This window comes from Streptomyces glaucescens (assembly GCF_000761215.1).
GTDB lineage: Bacteria > Actinomycetota > Actinomycetes > Streptomycetales > Streptomycetaceae > Streptomyces > Streptomyces glaucescens_B.
In genome coordinates, this window is record NZ_CP009438.1 from 5,875,845 (window position 1) to 5,896,157 (window position 20,313).

The 20,313-nt window shown below is 74.5% G+C and carries 17 protein-coding genes; 6 read left to right on the top strand and 11 right to left on the bottom strand.

Going from position 1 to position 20,313, the window contains the following annotated elements; translation table 11 throughout:
* Positions 1 to 8: 8 nt before the first annotated feature.
* On the top strand, positions 9 to 1,448 hold the full coding sequence (locus SGLAU_RS25415) for an ArnT family glycosyltransferase (protein WP_043504794.1): 1,440 nt from the start codon (positions 9 to 11) through the stop codon (positions 1,446 to 1,448).
* A 112-nt stretch (positions 1,449 to 1,560) separates the two neighbouring features.
* On the opposite strand, the gene SGLAU_RS25420 is transcribed toward SGLAU_RS25415, so the two are convergent.
* Entirely contained in the window at positions 1,561 to 1,941 is a 381-nt protein-coding gene (locus SGLAU_RS25420) for an NTP pyrophosphohydrolase (protein WP_043504796.1), read from the bottom strand.
* Between the two features lie 68 nt (positions 1,942 to 2,009).
* Between SGLAU_RS25420 and SGLAU_RS25425 the strand changes: the two genes are divergently transcribed.
* Positions 2,010 to 3,032 carry a hypothetical protein gene (locus tag SGLAU_RS25425; protein ID WP_078957892.1) on the top strand — a complete coding sequence of 341 codons (1,023 nt, stop codon included), beginning with the start codon at positions 2,010 to 2,012 and terminating at the stop codon, positions 3,030 to 3,032.
* 111 nt (positions 3,033 to 3,143) lie between these two features.
* Here the strand turns inward: SGLAU_RS25425 and SGLAU_RS25430 are convergent, their stop codons facing one another.
* The 6 genes from SGLAU_RS25430 to SGLAU_RS25455 all read right to left on the bottom strand — a co-directional run bounded on the left by SGLAU_RS25430 (position 3,144) and on the right by SGLAU_RS25455 (position 11,382).
* On the bottom strand, positions 3,144 to 5,273 hold the full coding sequence (locus tag SGLAU_RS25430) for a 3-hydroxyacyl-CoA dehydrogenase NAD-binding domain-containing protein (RefSeq protein ID WP_043504799.1): 2,130 nt from the start codon (positions 5,271 to 5,273) through the stop codon (positions 3,144 to 3,146).
* A complete protein-coding gene (locus SGLAU_RS25435) occupies positions 5,270 to 6,487 on the bottom strand; it encodes a thiolase family protein (RefSeq protein WP_043504800.1) in 1,218 nt (405 codons plus the stop codon). Before SGLAU_RS25435 ends, SGLAU_RS25430 begins: the two co-directional genes overlap by 4 nt.
* Positions 6,488 to 6,653: 166 nt before the next feature.
* A complete protein-coding gene (locus tag SGLAU_RS25440; RefSeq protein ID WP_043504801.1) occupies positions 6,654 to 7,682 on the bottom strand; it encodes a LacI family DNA-binding transcriptional regulator in 1,029 nt (342 codons plus the stop codon).
* Between the two features lie 491 nt (positions 7,683 to 8,173).
* Positions 8,174 to 9,463, bottom strand: a complete 1,290-nt coding sequence (locus SGLAU_RS25445; RefSeq protein WP_078957893.1) for a ribonuclease D — start codon at positions 9,461 to 9,463, stop codon at positions 8,174 to 8,176.
* A gap of 141 nt (positions 9,464 to 9,604) precedes the next feature.
* Entirely contained in the window at positions 9,605 to 10,267 is a 663-nt protein-coding gene (locus SGLAU_RS25450; protein WP_003993737.1) for a response regulator transcription factor, read from the bottom strand.
* Positions 10,268 to 10,713: 446 nt separating this feature from the next.
* A complete protein-coding gene (locus SGLAU_RS25455; RefSeq protein WP_043504803.1) occupies positions 10,714 to 11,382 on the bottom strand; it encodes a DUF3000 domain-containing protein in 669 nt (222 codons plus the stop codon).
* Positions 11,383 to 11,498: 116 nt separating this feature from the next.
* Here SGLAU_RS25455 and hemE point away from each other — a divergent pair, with 116 nt between their 5' ends.
* Positions 11,499 to 12,554, top strand: coding sequence for a uroporphyrinogen decarboxylase (gene hemE / locus SGLAU_RS25460; protein WP_043504805.1), 1,056 nt, complete (start codon positions 11,499 to 11,501; stop codon positions 12,552 to 12,554).
* A gap of 9 nt (positions 12,555 to 12,563) precedes the next feature.
* Here hemE and SGLAU_RS25465 read toward each other — a convergent pair whose 3' ends face one another.
* A complete protein-coding gene (locus SGLAU_RS25465; RefSeq protein ID WP_043504807.1) occupies positions 12,564 to 13,388 on the bottom strand; it encodes a rhomboid family intramembrane serine protease in 825 nt (274 codons plus the stop codon).
* Between the two features lie 106 nt (positions 13,389 to 13,494).
* Here SGLAU_RS25465 and SGLAU_RS25470 point away from each other — a divergent pair, with 106 nt between their 5' ends.
* The gene (locus SGLAU_RS25470; protein WP_063838895.1) at positions 13,495 to 13,761 is read left to right on the top strand and encodes a hypothetical protein; all 267 of its coding nucleotides are present in this window, start codon (positions 13,495 to 13,497) and stop codon (positions 13,759 to 13,761) included.
* Positions 13,762 to 13,779: 18 nt separating this feature from the next.
* Here the strand turns inward: SGLAU_RS25470 and SGLAU_RS25475 are convergent, their stop codons facing one another.
* Both SGLAU_RS25475 and SGLAU_RS25480 read right to left on the bottom strand, forming a co-directional pair.
* Entirely contained in the window at positions 13,780 to 15,177 is a 1,398-nt protein-coding gene (locus SGLAU_RS25475) for an FAD-dependent oxidoreductase (protein WP_043504809.1), read from the bottom strand.
* A gap of 27 nt (positions 15,178 to 15,204) precedes the next feature.
* A complete protein-coding gene (locus SGLAU_RS25480) occupies positions 15,205 to 16,200 on the bottom strand; it encodes a DUF4349 domain-containing protein (protein WP_043504811.1) in 996 nt (331 codons plus the stop codon).
* A 157-nt stretch (positions 16,201 to 16,357) separates the two neighbouring features.
* On the opposite strand from SGLAU_RS25480, the gene hemG reads away from it, so the two are divergent.
* Together hemG and hemQ are read left to right on the top strand one after the other, a co-directional pair.
* Positions 16,358 to 17,812, top strand: a complete 1,455-nt coding sequence (gene hemG / locus SGLAU_RS25485; RefSeq protein WP_043504812.1) for a protoporphyrinogen oxidase — start codon at positions 16,358 to 16,360, stop codon at positions 17,810 to 17,812.
* A gap of 5 nt (positions 17,813 to 17,817) precedes the next feature.
* On the top strand, positions 17,818 to 18,543 hold the full coding sequence (gene hemQ, locus SGLAU_RS25490) for a hydrogen peroxide-dependent heme synthase (RefSeq protein WP_043504813.1): 726 nt from the start codon (positions 17,818 to 17,820) through the stop codon (positions 18,541 to 18,543).
* Positions 18,544 to 18,610: 67 nt separating this feature from the next.
* Here the strand turns inward: hemQ and SGLAU_RS25495 are convergent, their stop codons facing one another.
* Positions 18,611 to 20,194 carry an alpha/beta hydrolase gene (locus SGLAU_RS25495; RefSeq protein WP_043504814.1) on the bottom strand — a complete coding sequence of 528 codons (1,584 nt, stop codon included), beginning with the start codon at positions 20,192 to 20,194 and terminating at the stop codon, positions 18,611 to 18,613.
* Between the last annotated feature and the right edge of the window lie 119 nt (positions 20,195 to 20,313).

Sequence of the window (20,313 nt, forward strand, 5' to 3'; positions counted from 1 at the left end):
TACGCCGCATGCACGCAGAGCTGATCACCTCGGCACACACCGTCACGGCGCCGCGCGCCGGCCGCGGCTACTGGCGGCGGCTGCTGCCCGTGCTGGCCCTGCTCGCCTGCCTCACCCGGCTGCCCTCCTTCGCCCGTCCGCTGTGGAACCCCGACGAGGGCTACCTCGCCGTCCAGGCACGGATACTGGCGCACGGCGGGCGGCTCTACGAGACGGTCGTGGACCGCAAACCGCCGCTGGTGCCCTGGCTGTACGAGGCGGCCTTCGCGGTGACCGGCTCCGGCTCGCTCACCTCCGTCCGGGTGCTCGCGATCCTCGCCCAGCTGCTCACGGCCGTCCTGCTGGCCTCGCTCGCCCGGCGCCGCTGGGGCGACCGCGCGGGCCGCACCGCCGGGGTGCTCCATCTGCTGGTCTCCGTGGGGCTCAACCCGCAGGACGCGCAGGCCGCCGGCTTCGAGGTGTTCATGCTGCCCGGCACCGCCGCCGCGATGTGGTGCGCCGACCGGCGCCGCTGGGGCGCGGCGGGGGTGGCCGTCGCCTGCGCCGCTCTCGCCAAGCAGACCGGCGGGGCGGTGCTGCTGCCGGTGGCCTGGCTGTGCCTCAGCTCGGGCGCCGCCCGCACCGGGCTGCCGCGCCTGGCCGCCGGCGCGGCCCTGCCCGTGCTGGCGGCCGCGCTGCTCACGGACCCGGCCGGGTTCCTGTTCTGGACGGTCACCGGATCCACGGCCTACGCCGCCTTCAGCGGTTCCCCGCTGCACGCCCTGACCCGGGCGCTGGCCAACGCGGCGATCCTGGCGGGGGCGTGCGCGGGCCTGCTGGTCCCCGTGGCGCGGGCGCCGCGCACCGGGCCCGTCGACCTGTGGCTGTGGCTGGCGGCGTCGGCGGGCGCGGTGCTGACCGGTTTCCACTTCTTCGGCCACTACTACCTGCAGCTGCTGCCCCCGCTCGCCCTGCTGGCCACCGCAGCCCTGCACACCCGGCCCCGGGCACGGCCGGGGCGGGCGGTCCTCGTCTCCGGCTGCGCGTGCGCCGTGTTCCTGGGCTGGGGCCTGGCCGCGCCGCGCACCGAGCTCGCCCACGCCCAGCGCCTGGCCGCGGCCACCGCCCACCGCACGGCCCCCGGCGACCGCGTCCTCATCTGGGGCATGCACCCGGAGACGTACTGGCTCGCCGGCCGCGCCCCCGCCACCCGCTACCTCACCGCCGGACTGCTCACCAACTACAGCGGCGGACGCGACGGCTCCGGCGTCGGCGAGCGGTACGCCGTGGACGGCGCCTGGCCGGTGTTCCGGCGGGAGCTGGCCGACCCCCCGGTCCTCATCGTCGACGACTCCCGCGGCAAGCCGTACCGCCCCGGCCGGCTGCCGACCCTGCGCGGGCTGCTCGCCGACCGGTACCGGCCGGCCGGCACGGTCGACGGGGCGGTGCTCTACACGCGGATCCGCTGATCCGGCCCGCTCCCGGGCAGCGGGGCCCCCGCTCCACGCGCAGCTCCCGGGCCCCGCTCCCGCGTGGCCCGCCGTGCCGCGACGCCCGGTGACCCTCATGCGGGGCCTCGGGTCAGCCCGCCCCGCCCTCGGCCCGCAGTGCGCGCGGTCCCACGACCCGGGCGCCCAGCTCCGTCACCCGGCGGCGCAGTTCCCGGTCGGCCGTGACGACCAGGCACGGCCGCTCCCCGGCCGCCGCGACCAGCTCCACCATCCGGTCGTCACCGCTGCCCGGCGCGGACTCCACCCGCACCCCGGGCACCGACCCGACGCCCCGGGCCGCCCCCTCCACCACCAGCACAATCTCCACGGGCCCCGGACACCCGGGCACCCCGTCCGCGGCGAGCCGGTCCCGCAGCCGTTCCGCCGCCCCCCGGCGGTCCCGCCACCACCCGTCCGGCACCGACCCGACGACGTTCGCGGCGTCGACGATCACCAGCAGCGCGTCACTCATGGGGCCAGGCTCCCACGGCCCCCGGGCGCGGCGGGCCCGGGCCCCACGGCTAGAGTGGCCTCGTGTCGATGGTCCGTACTGTGAAGGGCAACTGGCTCATACGCGGCCGGGACGGCCGGCTCGGCGTCTACCTGCCGACGGACGACGCGGTCCTGTACCGGGCCGAGCGCGTCCCCGGCGGCCCCTGGGAGAGCCCCCGCAAGGCGGGCGGCGACCAGACGCTGCACGCCGGTTTCGGGGTCGGGCAGGGCCCCGACGGCTACGCCCACCTGGTCGCCTGGCGCCCCACCCCAGCCGGTGGGGCCGAACTGGTGCACTCCACCCACTTCCGCCCGCTGCTCGCCCCGCTCGACTGGACGCCCTTCGGGCACCCCAACAAGGACGCCGACCGCACGGGCGACCCCGTCGTCGCCGTCGACGTCGAGGGGCGGGCGCACCTCTTCGTCCGCAACCGCGGCAAGGGCGTGTCGATGCGCAACCAGAAGGAGCGCGGCGGCCTCAACGCCTGGCACGACCTGCGCGGCTCCAAGGTGCAGGAACTCATCGCGGTCACCGGGGAGTCGGGCCGTATCGAGGTGTACGCGGCCAGCCCCACCGCCATCCTGCGCTGGTACCAGCAGGAGCCGGGCCGGCGCCCGGTGGCGGCCGATCCGCTGCCCGTCACGATCGAGCCGGGCACCCTGGCGGCGCTGCCCACCTCCAAGGAGCACACCACCCTCTTCTACGCCGACCCCGAGGGCATGCTGTACGCGTGGCGGCCCGACGCCGGGCCCAGGGCACTGCTGCCCGTGGCCGGCCCCGGCCCGGTGACCGTGCTGCGCTGCGACATCGACGGTCACGACTGCACGCTCCTCGCCCAGCGCTCCGCCTCCGGCCGGGTCGCGTTCGCCGCGTACCCGACCGAACAGGAGACGGCCGGCCTGTGGTGGACGGAGTCCGGCCCCGAACTGCCCGAGGGCACGCGGGTGGCCCTCGCCCAGGACGCCACGGACCGGGTCGTCGCGGCGACCCTCACCCCGGACGGCACCCTGCGGGTGGCGCGGCGCAAGGACGAACCGGGGCTGGCCCTGGAGGCCTGGCGGACGGTCTGAACCGGCCGGCACACGGCCGTGTCCGGCGGCCGGCCTTCGCACACGGCGGACGAGAAGGTGCCCCGCACACCTGCTGGTGTGCGGGGCACCGTCGTCGGGCCAAGGGCGCCGTTACGCCGGGACGCTCGCCACGCCCTGCGCGAGGAACCGCTTGCCGTTCACCCGCTCGGAGACACCCTCGCGGTCCAGGTACGGCGTGATGCCGCCCAGGTGGAAGGGCCAGCCGGCACCGGTGATCAGGCACAGGTCGATGTCCTGGGCCTCGGCGACGACACCCTCGTCGAGCATGAGCCCGATCTCCTGGGCCACGGCGTCCAGGACGCGGGCGCGCACCTGCTCCTCGGTCAGGACGACATCGCCCTGCTTCAGGAGGGCGGCGACCTCCGGGTCCAGCTCGGGCTTGCCGCTGTCGTAGACGTAGAAGCCGCGCTTGCCGGCCTCGACGACCGCCTTCAGGTTCGGGCTGACCTTGAAGCGGTCCGGGAACGCCTTGTTCAGCGTCTCGGAGACGTGCAGGCCGATGGCCGGGCCGACCAGCTCCAGCAGGACCAGCGGGGACATGGGCAGGCCCAGCGGCTCGACCGCCTTCTCGGCGACGGCGACCGGGGTGCCCTCGTCGATGACGTTCTGGATCTCGCCCATGAAGCGGGTCAGGATGCGGTTCACGACGAACGCCGGGGCGTCCTTGGTGAGGACCGCGGTCTTCTTCAGCTTCTTGGCGACGGCGAAGGCCGTGGCCAGCGAGGCGTCGTCGGTCTGCTCGCCGCGGACGATCTCCAGCAGCGGCAGTACGGCGACCGGGTTGAAGAAGTGGAAGCCGACGACCCGCTCGGGGTGCTTCAGCTTCGACGCCATCTCGGACACCGACAGCGAGGAGGTGTTGGTGGCGAGGATCGCGTGCGCCGGGGCGACCGCCTCGACCTCCGCGAACACCGTCTGCTTGACGCCCATCTCCTCGAACACGGCCTCAATGACGAAGTCCGCGTCCGCGAAGCCCTCGGCCTTGTCCAGGACGCCGGTCACCAGCGCCTTGAGGCGGTTGGCCTTGTCCTGGTTGATGCGGCCCTTGCCGAGCAGCTTGTCGATCTCGGCGTGGACGTAGCCCACGCCCTTGTCGACGCGCTCCTGGTCGATGTCGGTCAGCACGACCGGCACCTCCAGGCGGCGCAGGAACAGCAGGGCGAGCTGCGAGGCCATCAGGCCGGCGCCGACGACGCCCACCTTGGTGACCGGGCGGGCCAGCGACTTGTCCGGGGCACCGGCGGGGCGCTTGCCGCGCTTCTGCACCAGGTTGAAGGCGTAGATGCCGGCGCGCAGCTCGCCACCCATGATCAGGTCGGCGAGCGCCTTGTCCTCGGCGTCGTAGCCCTGCTGGAGGTCGCCGTCCTTGGCGGCGGCGATGATGTCCAGCGCGCGGTAGGCGGCCGGGGCGGCGCCGTGCACCTTGGAGTCCGCGACGAAGCGGCCCTTGGCGACGGCCTGGTCCCAGGCCTCGCCGCGGTCGATCACCGGGCGCTCGACGACGATCTCGCCCTTGAGGACGGACGCGGTCCAGATGAGGGACTGCTCCAGGAAGTCGGCGCCCTCGAAGATCGCGTCGGCGATGCCCAGCTCGTAGACCTGCTTGCCCTTGAGCTGCCTGTTCTGGTTGAGGCTGTTCTCGATGATCACCGAGACGGCCTTCTCCGCGCCGATCAGGTTCGGCAGCAGGGTGCAGCCGCCCCAGCCGGGCACCAGGCCGAGGAAGACCTCGGGCAGGGAGAACGCAGGGACCGCCGCGGACACCGTGCGGTAGGTGCAGTGCAGGCCGACCTCGACGCCGCCGCCCATCGCGGCACCGTTGTAGTAGGCGAACGTCGGCACGGCGAGGCCGGAGAGCCGCTTGAAGACGTCGTGGCCGCCCTTGCCGATGGCGTAGGCGTGGTCCCACTCCTTCAGCAGCTCGACGCCCTTGAGGTCGGCGCCGACGGCGAAGATGAACGGCTTGCCGGTGATGCCGACGCCGACGATCCCGCCGTCCGCGGCCTCCTTCTCGACCTGGTCGAGGGCGGCGTTGAGGTTCGCCAGCGACTGGGGCCCGAAGGTGGTCGGCTTGGTGTGGTCGTGACCGTTGTCGAGGGTGATCAGGGCGAAGCGCCCGGCGCCCAGGGGCAGGTCGAAGTGGCGTACGTGCGCCTGCGTGACGACCTCGTCCGGGAACAGCTCGGCCGCGCCCTTCAGCAGCTCAGCGGTGGTGCTCACTTGTCCCCCTCGAAGTTCGGGTTCTCCCAGATGACCGTCGCGCCCATGCCGAAGCCGACGCACATGGTGGTCAGGCCGTAGCGGACGTGCGGCTGCTCCTCGAACTGGCGGGCCAGCTGCGTCATCAGACGGACACCGGAGGAGGCCAGCGGGTGGCCGAAGGCGATGGCGCCGCCGTACTGGTTGACGCGCTCGTCGTCGTCGGCGATGCCGTAGTGGTCCAGGAAGGCCAGGACCTGGACGGCGAAGGCCTCGTTGATCTCGAACAGGCCGATGTCGGAGATCGACAGGCCCGCCTGGGCGAGGGCCTTCTCGGTGGCCGGGATCGGGCCGTAGCCCATGACCTCCGGCTCGACGCCCGCGAAGGAGTAGGAGACCAGGCGCATCTTGACGGGCAGGCCGTTCTCGCGCGCGAAGTCCTCGGAGGCGATGAGCGAGGCGGTGGCGCCGTCGTTCAGGCCGGCCGCGTTGCCGGCGGTGACCCGGCCGTGGACGCGGAACGGGGTCTTCAGGTTCTGGAGGTTCTCCAGGGTGGTGCCCGGGCGCATCGGCTCGTCGGCGGTGACCAGGCCCCAGCCCGTCTCGCCCGCCTCCGCGTTGGTGCGGCGCACGGAGACCGGCACCAGGTCGGCCTGGATCTTGCCGTTGGCGTACGCCTTGGCGGCCTTCTCCTGGGAGCGCACCGCGTACTCGTCGGCGCGCAGCTTGGTGATCTGCGGGTAGCGGTCGTGCAGGTTCTCCGCCGTCATGCCCATGAACAGGGCGGACTCGTCGACCAGCTTCTCGGAGACGAAGCGCGGGTTCGGGTCGACGCCCTCGCCCATCGGGTGGCGGCCCATGTGCTCGACACCGCCCGCGATGGCGATGTCGTAGGCGCCGAAGGCGACGGAGCCGGCGACCGTGGTGACGGCCGTCAGCGCGCCCGCGCACATGCGGTCGATGGAGTAGCCGGGGACGGACTGCGGCAGGCCCGCGAGGATGCCCGCGGTGCGGCCGATGGTCAGGCCCTGGTCGCCGATCTGCGTGGTCGCGGCGATGGCGACCTCGTCGATCTTCTTCGGGTCCAGGCCGGGGTTGCGGCGCAGCAGCTCCCGGATCGCCTTGACGACGAGATCGTCGGCTCGGGTCTCGTGGTAGATGCCCTTCGGGCCCGCCTTGCCGAACGGGGTGCGGACGCCGTCGACGAAGACGACGTCCCTGACGGTACGAGGCACGATGGCTCTCCTCCAGGGTGCGGGATGGCACTGCTGCGGCACGCACATGCACTGAGCGCGCGCTCAGGGCCCATGCTACTTATGAGTAACGTGGCTGCCCAGTCCTGGCGGGTCGAGCGGCGAAGGTCACATCCCGACGCGCACACCCGGGATGGGGGAGCGGCCCTCACCGCGGCGGCGGGGCCGTGGACCCCCGAGGAGTCAGCACCGGCGTCGGAACGGGATGGGACCCCGCCCCGTCCCCCGAGATCACCCCGAACAGCGTGCGCGCCACCTCGGCCCCGAACCCGTGCACGTCATGGCTCATCGCGGACAGCCTCGGATGCGTCAGCCGGCACAGCTGCGAGTCGTCCCAGGCCAGCAGCGACACGTCCTCCGGCACCCGCAGACGCATCTCGGCGGCCACCGACAGCCCCGCCACCGCCATGATGTCGTTGTCGTAGACGATCGCCGTGGGCCGCTCCGCCGGGGCCGCGGCCAGCAGCGAACGCGTCGCCCGCGCCCCCGCCTCACCGGAGAAGTCGGTCGCCACCTGCCGGGCGCCGGCCAGCCCCAGCGCGCTCGCCGCCTCGTCGAACGCCGCGGTGCGCAGCGCCGTGTGGCCGAGCGCGGCCGCGCCGCCGACCCGCGCGATCCGCCGGTGCCCGAGCGCCGCGAGATAGCGCACCGCCTCACCGACGGCCGAGGTGTCGTCGGTCCACACGGAGGTCAGCGAGCCGGTCAGGGAGGGGTGCCCGACGGCGACCACCGGCAGCCCGAGCCGCTCGGCGACCGGCACCCGGGGATCGTCCTCGCGGAAGTCCACCAGGATGGAGCCGCCGATCTGCCGCCCCTTCCACCAGGACTCCAGCAGCCCGGCCTCCTCGTCCACGTCCTTCACCAGCCGCAGCAGCAGCGAGCAGGAGTGCTCGGTGAGGACGCTCTCCACGCCCGAGACGAACTCCATGTAGAACGGTTCGAGGCCCAGCATGCGGGCCGGCCGGCAGATCGCCAGACCGACCACGTCGACCCGCGCCCCGGCCAGCGACCGCGCGGTCAGGCTGGGCGCCCAGCCCAGCTCCCGGGCGGCCCGGAAGATCCGGTCCCGGGTCGCCTCCGACAGTCCCGGCTTGTGGTTGAAGGCGAGGGAGACGGCACCCTTGGAGACGCCGGCGCGCGCGGCGACGTCCTTGATGGTGACGCGGGAGGCAGTCATCGAGAGGCTCCATGCGGTACGGGCGGCCCGGGCGGCGGCCGCACCGGGATTCTCCCAGCCCCGCACCCCGCTGGTCACCCTTTCGCCGGGCAGCACGCGGCCGGGCCCGCGGTACGCGCACTCCGCCGACCGGTCGGCGCCCGTGCGCGGCCGACCTCTCGCGGCCCCGCTCGTCGACCTCGCCCGCGGCGCGCGGAAGGCCGGCCCCGACACCTGCCGGTCACCCTGGTGCGGCGGCGCCTCGTCCCGGACGAGAGGGCGGCCACCGTACGGCCGCCGCCCGTGGCCCGCACCCCGGTGTTCCCGACGCCGGTCGGGGTGCCCCTCGCGGCGGCACGCCGCCGAAAGACCTTGGCGTGATCTCGACGGGGCCCTGTTCCGCTTCCGCGGCCCGCCGGCGCCCAGCGGGAGCCCGTGCCGGGGCCCAGGGGGCGCGGGGAGCGGCGCGACCGGGCACCACGAACCCCGCACCCGCGCGACGCCGCGACCTCCTACGGCGCCTTGGCGGACAACGCCTCCACCAGCGCCGGGGTGACCAGCTCCACCTGCCAGGGCCGGGCCCCGTGGCCCACCAGCGCCTGCGCGACACCCTCCGCGTCCGGAGGCTGAGGCGGCTCCCAGCACACCCGCCGCACCGCGTCCGGGGCGATCAGGTTCTCCTGGGGCAGGTTCAGCTCCTCGGCCAGCGCCGTCACCTTCGCGCGCGCCGCGGACAGCCGCGCCGCAGCGGCCGGGTCCTTGTCCGCCCAGGCCCGCGGCGGCGGGGGCCCGGCGACGGGCTGCCCCGGCTGCGGCAGCTGCGCCTCGGGCAGCGCCCTGGCCCGGTCGACCGCGGCCTGCCACTGCTCGAGCTGCCGCCGCCCCGTCCGGTGCCCGAACCCGTTCAGCGCGGACAGGGCGTGCACGTTCGCCGGAAGGGAGAGCGCGGCCTCCACGATGGCCGCGTCCGAGAGGACCTTGCCCGGTGACACATCGCGCCGCTGGGCCATCCGGTCCCGGGTCTCCCACAGCTCGCGCACCACGGCGAGCTGTCGCCGGCGCCGCACCTTGTGCATGCCGGACGTCCGCCGCCAGGGGTCCTTGCGGGGTTCCGGCGGCGGCGCCGACGCGATGGCGTCGAACTCCTGCCGCGCCCATTCCAGCTTGCCCTGCCGGTCCAGCTCCTTCTCGAGCGCGTCCCGCAGGTCGACCAGCAGCTCGACGTCGAGGGCGGCGTAGCGCAGCCACGGCTCGGGCAGCGGGCGGGTGGACCAGTCGACGGCGGAGTGGCCCTTCTCCAGGACGTAGCCCAGGACGTTCTCCACCATGGCGCCGAGACCGACGCGCGGGAACCCGGCGAGCCGCCCGGCCAGCTCGGTGTCGAAGAGCCGGGTGGGCACCATGCCTATCTCCCGCAGGCAGGGCAGGTCCTGGGTGGCGGCGTGCAGCACCCACTCCGCGCCGGACAGCGCGTCGCCGAGCCCGGACAGGTCGGGGCAGGCGACGGGGTCGATCAGCGCGGTGCCGGCGCCCTCGCGGCGCAGCTGCACCAGGTAGGCGCGCTGGCCGTAGCGGTATCCGGAGGCGCGCTCGGCGTCGACGGCGACGGGGCCGGTGCCGGCGGCGAACGCGGCGATCACCTCGGCGAGGCCCGCCTCGTCCGCGATCACGGGTGGAATGCCCTCGCGGGGCTCCAGCAAGGGGATCGGCCCCTCCGTAGCAGTGGATCCGCCGTCGTCCGGAGGGGCGCCTCCGGTGGTTCGCAGTGAACTGTCTGCTGCGGTGTCGTGGGCGTCGGTCACCTGTCAAGGGTATCCGTGGATACGCCGAGCCCGTCGACGGAACGTTCCGTCGACGGGCTCCGGGGGGTCGTAAACCGGTCAGCTCGGGGAAACCCCGAGGAGGCAGGGGGCAGTGGCGGCCGGGGGCGGCGGGGGACGGGTTCAGTGGATGATGCCGGTGCGCAGGGCCACCGCGACCATGCCGGCCCGGTCGCCGGTGCCCAGCTTGCGGGCGATGCGGGCGAGGTGGCTCTTGACGGTCAGCGCGGACAGGCCCATCGAGACGCCGATGGCCTTGTTGGACTGCCCCTCGGCGACCAGTCGCAGTACCTCCACCTCGCGGCCGGACAGCTCGCGGTAGCCGCCCGGGTGGCTCGGGGCACCCGGGGGGCGGCGGTGGAGGCGGGCGGCGGCCGCGCCGATGGGGGCGGCACCGGGCCGGGTGGGGAGCCCGACGTTGGTGCGGGTGCCCGTGACGACGTAGCCCTTGACGCCGCCCGCGAGTGCGTTGCGGACCGCGCCGATGTCGTCGGCGGCGGAGAGGGCGAGCCCGTTGGGCCAGCCCGCGGCGCGCGTCTCGGACAGCAGGGTCAGGCCGGAGCCGTCGGGCAGGTGGACGTCGGCGACGCAGATGTCGCGGGGGTTGCCGATGCGGGGACGAGCCTCGGCGATGGACGACGCCTCGATGACGTCGCGCACACCGAGCGCCCACAGGTGGCGGGTCACGGTGGAGCGGACGCGGGGATCGGCGACGACGACCATGGCGGTGGGCTTGTTCGGGCGGTAGGCGACCAGGCTTGCGGGCTGCTCGAGGAGAACGGACACCAGGCCTCCTGGGGTGCGGGACGGCTTTGAAGGTCACACACGTCTTCGGCACCAAACCTCGTGGCCTTTAGAGAATGATCACGATCTAGTGAGTAACAATCAGTGCAATTCGGACACTCGGTCGATCGTTCGGTGAACGAAACAGCACGTTCGAGTGATCACTCCTGAGCGAAAGTGGCCGTATCGACAAAGAGATGGCCAGTGAACGGCTCCGGTCGGGAAAAGCGGCAGCGGGGCGGCGGGGAACGCCGCGGTACGAGAGAGACGGGGCAGCGGAGAACGCCGCGGAACGGCAGCGACGCGGCAGCGGGGCGGTGGGAAACGCCGAGGAACGCCGAGGGACGGCCGGGAAAGCGGCAGAGAAGGCGGCAGGGAAGGCGGCAGAGGGGAGCGCAGAGGTGCGGGGGAGTGCGGATCGGGCGGGGGAGGTGCGGGGAGGGCGCGCGTCAGCGCGGCTGCGGTCCCCGCCGCTGAGGCAGCGTCACCACCGAGGCGTCACCCGGGCCGGCCGGGGGCAGCCCCGCCACCTGGGCCAGCAGATCGCACCAGGACGCCAGGTGCGCCCCCGTGTCGGGGACGCCGCCGAGGCCCTCCCGCGGTGTCCACGACGCGCGGATCTCGATCTGCGAGGCGGCCGGCCGCGCCGCCAGCCCGCCGAAGTAGTGCGAGCTGGCCCGGGTGACGGTGCCGCTCGGCTCGCCGTACGTCAGCCCGCGCGCCTGGAGCGCCCCGGTCAGCCACGACCAGCAGACCTCCGGCAGCAGCGGATCCGCCGCCATCTCCGTCTCCAGCTCCGCCCGCACCAGCGTCACCAGCCGGAAGGTGCCCCGCCAGGCCTCGTGCCCGGCCGGGTCGTGCAGCAGCACCAGACGGCCGTCGGCCAGGTCCTGCTCACCGTCGACGACCGTCGCCTCCAGGGCGTACGCGTGCGGCGCGAGCCGCTGCGGGGCCCTGGTCGGCTCGACCTCGATCTGCGGGCGCAGCCGCGCCGACCGCAGCGCGTCGACAGCGGACCGGAAGACCGGGGGAACCGTCTCGCCCGTATGCAGATCCCTCTCCTTCGGATCGTCCGTTCCGCCAGCGCCGTCCGACAGTCGTCCCTGAGCCGCAGCCATGCGGGGAAGATTAAGCGGAACGGGCGCCCGGCGCAGGGAGAGACACCCCGCCCGGGCGCACCGGGGTGCGCCGGGGGCGGGCCGGGCCCGTCGGCCCGCCGTGCGAAACTTGCCCCGTGAGTGCCAACCAGACGCAGCCTTCCGCGACGTACGACTCCGCCTTCCTCAAGGCGTGCAGGCGCGAACCCGTGCCGCACACGCCCGTGTGGTTCATGCGGCAGGCCGGGCGCTCGCTGCCCGAGTACCGCAAGGTCCGCGAGGGCATCCCCATGCTGGAGTCCTGCATGCGGCCCGAGCTGGTCACGGAGATCACCCTCCAGCCCGTGCGCCGGCACGGGGTGGACGCGGCGATCTACTTCAGCGACATCGTCGTCCCGCTCAAGGCCATCGGCATCGACCTCGACATCAAGCCCGGTGTCGGCCCGGTCGTCGAGCGTCCGATCCGCACCCGCGCGGACCTCGCCCGGCTGCGCGACCTCGCCCCCGAGGACGTCTCCTACGTCACCGAGGCGATCGGCCTGCTCATCCGTGAGCTGGGCGCCACCCCGCTGATCGGCTTCGCGGGCGCCCCGTTCACCCTCGCGAGCTACCTCGTCGAGGGCGGCCCGTCGCGCACGTACGAGAACGCCAAGGCGATGATGTACGGCGACCCCGAGCTGTGGGCCGATCTGCTCGACCGCCTCGCCGACATCACGGCCGCGTTCCTGAAGGTGCAGATCGAGGCCGGTGCCTCGGCGGTCCAGCTGTTCGACTCCTGGGCCGGCGCGCTCGCCCCGGCCGACTACCGGCGCTCCGTGCTGCCCGCCTCGGCGAAGGTGTTCCGGGCCGTCGCCGGCTACGGCGTGCCGCGCATCCACTTCGGCGTCGGCACGGGCGAGCTGCTGGGCCTCATGGGCGAGGCCGGCGCGGACGTCGTGGGCGTCGACTGGCGCGTCCCGCTCGACGAGGCCGCCCGCCGGGTCGGCCCCGGCAAGGCGCTCCAGGGCAACCTCGACCCGACCGTCCTGTTCGCCTCCACGGAGGCCGTCGAGACCAGGACCCGCGAGGTGCTGGACTCCGCCGCGGGTCTGGAGGGCCACGTCTTCAACCTGGGCCACGGGGTCATGCCGTCCACCGACCCGGACGCGCTGACCCGCCTGGTCGACTACGTCCACACCCGGACGGCCCGCTGACCGAGGGGCTCACCACGTGTGCCGGGGCCGGGCCCGCCTGCCGAAGAGCAGGCCGCGCGGCTCCGGCGGCGGTGGGGTGCCCGGCCTGAGCGGCCAGGCGAGCAGCATCCCGGCGAGGAATCCGGCGACGTGCGCCGCGTACGCCACGGTGCCCGCGTCGGAGACGCCCTGGCCGGAGGAGTACACCGCCTGGAGCCCGAACCAGAAGCCCAGCACCAGCCAGGCGGGCAGCCGCAGCGGCAGGAAGACCAGGAACGGGACCAGGACCCACACCCGGGCCTTGGGGTACAGCACCAGATAGGCGCCGAGGACCCCGGCGATCGCCCCGGAGGCGCCGATCAGCGGCTCGGCGGAGCCGGCGTTCAGCAGCGCGAAGCCGTAGGTCGCCGCGAAGCCGCAGACCGCGTAGAAGAGCGCGAAGCGGACGTGGCCCATGCGGTCCTCGACGTTGTTGCCGAAGATCAGCAGGAAGAGCATGTTGCCGAGCAGGTGCAGCCAGCCGCCGTGCAGGAACAGCGCCGTCAGCACGCTCAGCTCCGGCGACTTGTCGTAGCCGGGCGGGCCCACGACACAGCCCGGCCCCTGTGGGCCGACCGCGGTCTCGCCGGTCGGCACGAGCCGCGGCATCCGGTGGTGGATCAGCTCCTGCGGCACGGCCGCGTACTGGTCCAGGAACGCGTGCAGGTGGCACTGCTGCGCCAGGCTGCCGTCCCCGGCCACGGAACCGGCCAGGCCGGGCATGAACAGGAACACCAGCACGTTGGCGGCGATCAGCGCGTACGTCACCCAGGGCGTACGGCGCACCGGGTTCACGTCATGGACGGGGATGACCACACGGGACTACTGCCCGCGATGCGCGCCGCGAACCGGTGAACGGGCCGGTCCACGCGTACGTATGTCCCGGCGACCGTCCCCGGCACGACGACGTGAGGAACAGGCGATGAGCGACCGTACGACCCCTCCGATGCACGCCCTGCCCGACGGTGAGGCGGAACTCGCCCTCGTGGTCCGGCTCCCCTGGGAGGACGTCGCCCGGCTCGGCCAGGAGGCCGGGCGGCTGGCCGCGCAGATGCAGCGGCCGGTGACGCTGGACGAGGCGGTGAGCCATCGGCTGCGCTCGGCGCGGGTGCCGGCGCCCGCGGCGCACGCGCGGCCGGAGCAGCCCGCCTCGGTGGCTTCGCTGCCCAGGATGAGCGGATCGGCGTAGGGCGCGCAGCCGCCTGCCCTACGGCGCCTCCCGCACCGCCGCAACGGCCTTGCGCGCGGCGACCTGCACCGGGTCCCACACCGGGGAGAACGGCGGCGCGTACCCCAGGTCCAGGTGGGCCACCTGCTCCACGGTCAGGCCGGCGGTCAGCGCCACCGCGGCGATGTCCACGCGCTTGCCCGCGCCCTCCCGGCCGACGATCTGGACGCCGAGGAGGCGGCCGGTGCGGCGTTCGGCGAGCATCTTCACGGTCATGGGGGAGGCGCCGGGGTAGTAGCCCGCGCGGCTGGTGGACTCGATCGTGACGGCCACGTACTGGAGTCCGGCCCGCCGGGCGTCCTTCTCGCGCAATCCGGTGCGGGCGATCTCCAGGTCGCAGACCTTGCTGACCGCGGTGCCGACGACCCCGGGGAAGGTGGCGTAGCCGCCGCCGATGTTGGTGCCGATAACCTGGCCGTGCTTGTTGGCGTGGGTGCCGAGCGGGATGTGCCGCTCCCGCCCGGAGACCAGGTCCAGCACCTCCACGCAGTCGCCGCCCGCCCAGATGTCCTCGTGGCCGCGCACCCGCATGGCCAGGTCGGTGAGCAGTCCCCCGTTGTCGCCGAGGGGCAGCCCCGCCGCGCGGGCGAGCGCGGTGTCCGGGCGCACCCCGATGCCGAGGACCACCACGTCCGCCGGGTACTCGGCGTCCTGCGTGGCCACCGCGCGCACCCGCCCGTCGTCCCCGGTGAGCACCTTGGTCACCTCGGCGTCGTCCACCATGGTGATGCCCATGCCCGACATGGCATCGCGCACCAGCCGCCCCATGTCGGGGTCGAGCGTGGACATCGGCGCGCCGCCCCGGTTGAGGACCGTCACCTCGTAGCCGCGGTGGATGAGCGCCTCGGCCATCTCCACTCCGATGTATCCCGCCCCGACGACCACCGCGCGACGGCCGCGCGTGCGCGTGAGGGTGTCCAGCAGCGCCTGCCCGTCGTCGAGGGTCTGCACCCCGTGCACCCCGGGCGCGTCCGCGCCGGGCAGGTCGGGCCGGACCGGCCGCGCCCCGGTGGCGATCACGAGATGGTCGTACGACGTCCACGACTCCGTGCCGGAACCGAGGTCACGCGCGCGTACCCGCCGCCCCGCCGGGTCGATCGCGGTGACCTCCGTGCGCAGCCGCAGGTCGATGCCGCGCGCCCGGTGCTCCTCGGGCGTGCGGGCGATCAGCTCGTCGCGTCCGGCGACGTCGCCGCCCACCCAGTACGGGATGCCGCACGCCGAGTACGAGGTGAAGTGGCCCCGCTCGAACGCGACGATCTCCAGTTCCTCCGGGCCCCTGAGACGGCGGGCCTGCGACGCCGCGGACATCCCCGCGGCGTCGCCGCCGATCACCACCAGTCGCTGCCGGGTACTCCTCGTACGGCTCATGTCCATGCGAACACGCTACGTGCGCCCGGCATTTCAGTCGCGCGGCCCCTCCGCTTCGACGCCGCGCGACACCTGGCCCCTCCGGGCCCCGCCGCTCTCCTCCGCGCGCGCGGGCACCGGGCCGAGCGCCGTCATCGCGTCCGGCTCCGCCGCCCGGCGCGCCCGCCGGGGCCGGACGAGACGCAGCCACGCCAGCAGGAGCAGCGCCGCGAGCGCGGCGAACGGGAGTACGGCGGCGAGCGCCACGACGATCCAGCGCAGCATCGCCACGAACGCGTCCCAGCCGCCCCCGAGCGCGTCCCCCACCCCCGGGTCGTCGTCCTCGGCGGCCCGCTCCACCGGCGTCTCGGTCAGGGACAGGGTGATGGTCGCCAGGCTCGTGCGGTCCTTCAGGGCCGCCTGCCGGGCGAGCAGCGCCTCCAGGTCCGCCTGGCGGCTGCTCAGTTCGCCCTCCAGCGTCACCACGTCCTCCAGCCTGGTCGCCTGGTCCATCAGCGCGCGGATCCGCTCCACGCTGGCCCGCTGGGTGCGGATCCGGCTCCGCACGTCGACGACCTGCTCGGTGACGTCCTGCGCCTTCGCGCTGCGCTCCAGGAGCGTGCCCGCGCCCTCCAGCTCCGCCAGCACCTCCTCGTACCGGTCCACCGGCACCCGCAGCACCAGCTCGGTGTACTCCTCCTGCTCGTCCCGGTGGGTGGCCTCCCGGCCGACGTAGCCGCCCGCGCCCTCGGCGGCATCGCGGGCGTCGGCGAGCGCCTCCGGCACGTCCTTCACCCGCACGGTCAGGGAGGCGGTGCGGATGATGTGGGCGGCGGTCGCCTTCGGCGCCCCGTCCCGGCCGCTCCGCGCTGCCCCGGACCGGCCGCCGCCGTCCTCGTAGCCCGGCCCGGCGGCCGGCGCCGCCTTGTCGCCCGCGCCGGACGCCGCCTTGTCGGCCGCGCCGCTGCACCCGGTCACCGCGAGGGCGGAGGCGAGCAGCAGCCCGGCGAGGAGCCGTCCGGGTCGTCGAGCGGAACGTCGTACGCGCATGCGGGTTACCCCCTGGCTCGGTGCCGGTGTCCCTCCTACGACGGCCGGGCGGCGCCCGCGGTTTGACCGGGCCGGTTCCGAACCGGTCACGGTCGGGACTCGGCCGGGCCACGGCCCCCGGGCGGCACGGCCGGTGCCGTCTGAGAAGGTGGAGGACATGAGCGGAGTACGGAGCGGCGCCGGGCGGGCCGTCGTCATCGGAGCGGGGATCGCCGGGCTGGCCGCCGCCCACCGGCTGCTGGAGCGGGGGGCGCGGGTCACCGTGCTGGAGGCCTCCGGCCGGGTCGGCGGCAAGCTGCTGCCCGGCGAGATCGCGGGCGTGCGGGTCGACCTGGGTGCCGAGTCGCTGCTGGCGCGCCGCCCCGAGGCGGTCGGACTCGCACGCGAGGTGGGCCTCGCCGGACGGCTCCAGCCCCCGGCCACCGCGACCGCCGCGCTGTGGACCCGCGGCGCCCTGCGCCCCATGCCCAAGGGCCATGTCATGGGCGTCCCCGGCACCGCCGGCGCCCTGGCCGGGGTGCTCTCCGAGGAGGGACTGCGCCGCGTCGAGCGGGAGGCCGAACTGCCCCGCACCGAGGTCGGCGACGACGTCGCGGTGGGCGAGTACGTCGCCGCGCGGCTGGGCCGAGAGGTCGTCGACCGGCTGGTCGAACCACTGCTCGGCGGGGTCTACGCGGGCGACGCCTACCGCATCTCCCTGCGCTCCGCCGTCCCCCAGCTCTTCGAGGCCGCCCGCACCCACGCCTCGCTCACCGAGGCGGTCCGCGGCATCCAGGCCAGGGCGGCGGCGAACCCGCAGACCGGCCCGGTGTTCACGGGCATCGCGGGCGGCGTCGGCACGCTGCCCCTCGCGGTGGCCGACTCGGTGCGCGCCCGCGGCGGGGAGATCCTGACCGGCACGGCGGCGACGGAGCTGCGCCGGGCGGGCGACGGCGGCTGGCGGATCACCGCCGGGGGCCGGACGCTGCACGCGGACGCCGTCGTCGTCGCCGTCCCCGCGCCCGCCGCCGCCGCGCTGCTGCGCGCCGAGGTCCCCGCCGCCGCGGCCGAGCTGACCGCGGTGGAGTACGCCTCCATGGCCCTGGTCACCCTCGCCTACCGCCGCGCCGACGTCCGTCTCCCCGAGGGCAGCGGCTTCCTGGTCCCGCCGGTCGACGGGCGGACCATCAAGGCGTCCACGTTCGCCTCCCGCAAGTGGGGCTGGATCGCCGAACAGGACCCGGACACGGTGATCGTGCGCACCTCCGTCGGCCGCCACGGCGAGACGGAGATCCTCGGCCGCGACGACGCCGGCCTGGTCGCCGTCTCCCGCCACGACCTCGCGGCGGCCACCGGACTGGACGCCGCACCGGTCTCCACCCGTGTCACCCGCTGGGACGACGGCCTGCCGCAGTACCCCGTCGGCCACCACGCGCGCGTGGCCCGCATCCGCGACCACGTCGGCAGGCTCCCCGGACTGGCCGTGTGCGGCGCGGTCTACGACGGCGTCGGTGTCCCGGCGTGCGTCGCGAGCGCGTACGCCGCGGTGGACCAGCTCGGCGGTGACCTGCGCGGTGTGGAGCAGCTCACCGCCCACCCGGTGCAGAGCCTGCACGGCGGAGCGGGAGAATGAGGGACATGAGTGACGACGCCACCACCGCCGGCCGGATCCCGAACAAGGGCAAGCTGGCCAAGGACCTCAACGAGGTCATCCGCTACACCCTGTGGTCCGTGTTCAGGCTGAAGGACGTGCTCCCCGAGGACCGGGCGGGCTACGCCGACGAGGTCCAGGAGCTGTTCGACCAGCTCGCCGCGAAGGACGTGACGATCCGCGGCACCTACGACGTCTCGGGTCTGCGCGCCGACGCCGACCTGATGATCTGGTGGCACGCCGAGACCAGCGACCAGCTCCAGGAGGCGTACAACCTCTTCCGCCGCACCCGGCTGGGCCGCGCGCTGACGCCGGTGTGGTCCAACATGGCGCTGCACCGCCCCGCCGAGTTCAACCGCTCGCACATCCCGGCGTTCCTCGCCGACGAGACGCCGCGCGACTACGTCAGCGTCTACCCGTTCGTGCGCTCCTACGACTGGTACCTGCTGCCGGAGGAGGACCGCCGCCGGATGCTCGCCGACCACGGCAAGATGGCCCGCGGCTACCCGGACGTGCGCGCCAACACGGTCGCCTCGTTCTCCCTCGGCGACTACGAGTGGCTCCTCGCCTTCGAGGCCGACGAGCTGTACCGCATCGTCGACCTGATGCGTCACCTCCGCGCCTCGGAGGCCCGCCTCCACGTGCGCGAGGAGGTCCCGTTCTACACGGGGCGCCGCAAGTCCGTGGCCGAGCTGGTCGCCGGGCTGGCATAACCTCCCGGAAGGTACAGGCGGGCGGTCCCGCACGGCGCGGCCGCCCGCGGACGACCCGCCCCCGGCGTCACGGCGCGGCGGACGGCTCCGGCTCCGGGCGCGGCGCACACGCGGCGCGCCGCCCCGGGAGCCGTCCCTCCAGCAGGTAGGCGTCGACGTACCCGTTGACACAGGCGTTGGGCCCGCCCACCAGCCCGTGGGTCCCGGCGTCCCGCTCGGTGACCAGCACCGCCCCGGGCAGCCGCCGCTGCAGCTCCAGCGCCCCCTCGTACGGCGCGGCGGCGTCCCGCTCGGCGGCCACGACCAGCGTGGGCGGCAGCTCCCCGGGCCCGGTCCGCACGTCCAGGGGCTGCCGGCGCGGCGCGGGCCAGTACGCGCAGGGCAGGTTCATCCACACGTTGTCCCACGTCTCGAACGGCGCCACCCGCGCGAGCCGGGTGTTGTCCCGGTCCCACACCGCCCAGTCCGTCGGCCAGGGCGCGTCGTTGCACTCCACGGCCGTGTAGACGGCGCTCGCGTTCTCCGCCTCGACGGCCGTCTCCCGCTGCGGCGCGGCCAGGTCGACCAGTGGCTGCGGATCGCCCCTCAGGTACGCCGACAGCGCGGCCGCCCGGGCCGGCCAGTAGTCGTCGTAGTACCCGGCCTGCAGGAACAGGCCCTGCAGCTGTCCGGGCCCGACCTCTCCGCCGGCCGGTTCGGCGGCGAGCATCGCCCGGGCCCGGTCGTAGCCGCGCTGCACCTCGTGCGCGGTGCTGCCCAGCCCGTAGACGTCGTGGTGCTCGGCGATCCACTCCTTCAGGTCCGACCAGCGCCCCTCGAACGCGGCCGACTGGGCGAGGTTGTTGCGGTACCAGACCCGCGCGGGGTCCGGGTTCACCGGGGAGTCGAACACCATCCGGCGCACGCGCGAGGGGAACAGCGTGGCGTACAGCGCCCCGAAGTAGGTGCCGTACGAGGAGCCCATGAAGGTCAGCCGCCGCTCGCCCAGCGCGGCGCGCAGCACCTCCAGGTCGCGCGCGTTGTTGAGGGAGTGGTAGTGCCGCAGCGCGCTGCCGGAGCGCCGGGCGCAGCCGCGCGCGTACGCTTTGGCCCGCGCGACGCGCTCCCGCTTGTACGCCGCCGAGGGGTGGGTGGGGGCCTGGGCGGGGCCGCCGAAGAACCGCGCCGGGTCCTGGCAGGACAGCGGGGCAGAGGCGCCGACGCCGCGCGGGGAGTAGCCGACCAGGTCGTAGGCGGCGGCGATGCGCTTCCACTCGGGGAGCAGGCCGACCAGCGGGAAGTGGAAGCCGGAGGCGCCGGGGCCGCCCGGGTTGTGCAGGAGGGCGCCCTGCCGGGGCACCTTGCGCTTGCTGTTGTGCGGGTCGCGCCGGGTGGCCCGCACCCGGCTGACGGCGAGTTCGATCTGCTCGCCCCCCGGCCGCGCGTAGTCCAGCGGGACGCGGACCGTGCCGCACTGCATGCCCCCCGGCATGTCCCGGGCGTCGGCACAGTCGCCGAAGCCGACTCCGCGGGCCGCGGCCCGTGCGACGGCCACCGCGGTGCCGCCGGCCTCGGGGTCCACCGGCGTCCCCGGCGTGCCGTCGGCCGGGGCGGCGGTGAGGGCGGACAGCAGGAGGGCTCCGGCGGCCGTGTACAGGGCGACGGCTCTCATCGCGTACTCCCTTTCGGTGCGCGGCAGCGACAAAAGGGATGTTTGGTCGGTGTGTGGGCGAAGGCAAGCACCAGGTGCGCGGTGTCGGTCCGCGCGCTTCCGCACGCCCCCTGAACGGG